The sequence below is a fragment of the Synechococcus sp. CB0205 genome (assembly GCF_000179255.1).
Classification (GTDB): Bacteria; Cyanobacteriota; Cyanobacteriia; order PCC-6307; family Cyanobiaceae; genus Vulcanococcus.
On record NZ_ADXM01000073.1, the window covers coordinates 1 to 1,453 of the forward strand.

Below are 1,453 nucleotides of genomic sequence, written 5' to 3' on the forward strand. Positions count from 1 at the left end.
GGCGCCAATGAGCATTGGAACCAGGAGGCTGGACAGGTGTGGTTGCAACGCGCGCGCGAACACTGGAAATCCAATCTCTGGATCAACCCGGTGCCAGAGAAATACTGGGACCATACCCATTCCATCGGCATGATCCGCGAGATTTTCGAGGACAGCATGGTGCCGATGACGCTGCACGGGCTGGAAAAAGGCATGCGCGAGCTGACCCGGTAAGCTCCGGCTTGCAGGCTGCACTTCATACCAACTTATACCAAGGGCGCCGATCATCGACCCACTTTCACCCAATCTCTCGTTCCGATTGACGTGACGACGTCCGGGAGGGCGATCAGGTTGTTCCAGGCCTGGCACCCTGCATCGAGGATTGCGTCGTAGCTGTCGAAGACGCGGTTGGCGAGCCAGGTCTGGCGGAGATACTGCCAAATATTCTCGACCGGGTTCAGTTCTGGCGACTTGGGCGGCAGAAAGAGAGGCGACAGGTTTTTGGGTAGGGTCAGCGTACTCGTCGTGTGCCAGCGGGCTTGATCCATGAGGATGACGGCATGTGCGCCCGGCGCCACCGCCTTGGCGATTTCGTTCAGGTGCGCCTGCATCGCCTCGGTATCGGCCGTCGGCATCATGATCGCGGCACCGGTGCCGCGGGCCGGGCAGATCGCGCCGAAGAGGTAAGCGTTCTTGTATCGCAGATCGGCGGGCTGACGCGGGCGGGTGCCTTTGCGCGCCCACTGCCGGACACGGCTGTTCTTCTGCCCGAGCCGCATTTCATCCTGGAACCAGATCTCGATAGGGGTTCCGGGGGCGATGTCTTTCAGCGTCTTCTCAAGCGTCTCGGCGAAGTTTTTTTAAACGTTTCGATGACATCTGCGTCCTGTTCGGGGTGCTGAGGGCGGGTGCTGACATGCGAAAACCCCAGATCATGAAGGATCTGGCCGACATGGCGCACATGATAGTCCACGTCGAAACGCTCCTTGATGACGCGTTGTAGATCGATCCTACGCCAGCGCACCACGCCGTCTTTCTCGAAGTCGGGGCCAGCTTCCACGATCTTTTCCAGCTCGTCCAGTTGTTCAGCGCTCAGACGCCGCTTCGGCCCAGGCGCCTTGCGGTCGATCAGTCCGTCCGGACCCTCCGCATTGAAGCGGTGGACCCAATCCCGCAGGGTCTGCCGATCCATCCCCCCGATCCGCGCGGCATCGCCACGGCGCATGCCGTCGCGCACCGCTGCAAGCGACAGAAGCCGCCGACTCTGGTTAGCATCGGAACTCTTCGCCGCGAGCTTGCGCAAATCGTCGGCGGTGAAATCGGCACGAAGGGAAACTCTGGCAGGCATCGGAAACTCCTTTGCCAACCATGGAATCAGATCGCCCGCGCTCAGAAAATCCCAGAAATCCCCAATGAGTCAGAAACTGGCGCCCTTGGTATTAGTCAAAGATATGTGGGTGGAATTATCTTCGGG

At 60.0% G+C, this 1,453-nt stretch carries 1 protein-coding gene and 1 pseudogene; one reads left to right on the forward strand and one right to left on the reverse strand.

The genetic code is table 11. The annotated features are described in order from the left end of the window. Positions 1–213 (forward strand): annotated as a pseudogene (locus CB0205_RS14975) (hypothetical protein); the annotation flags it as partial. A gap of 50 nt (positions 214–263) precedes the next feature. Here CB0205_RS14975 and CB0205_RS15745 read toward each other — a convergent pair. Beyond that, positions 264–1,327 (reverse strand): IS630 family transposase gene (locus tag CB0205_RS15745; RefSeq protein WP_198001948.1). Its coding sequence is split into 2 segments (ribosomal slippage): positions 264–823 and positions 823–1,327, totalling 1,065 coding nucleotides; the frame shifts between segments, so codons are not numbered across the junction. Between the last annotated feature and the right edge of the window lie 126 nt (positions 1,328–1,453).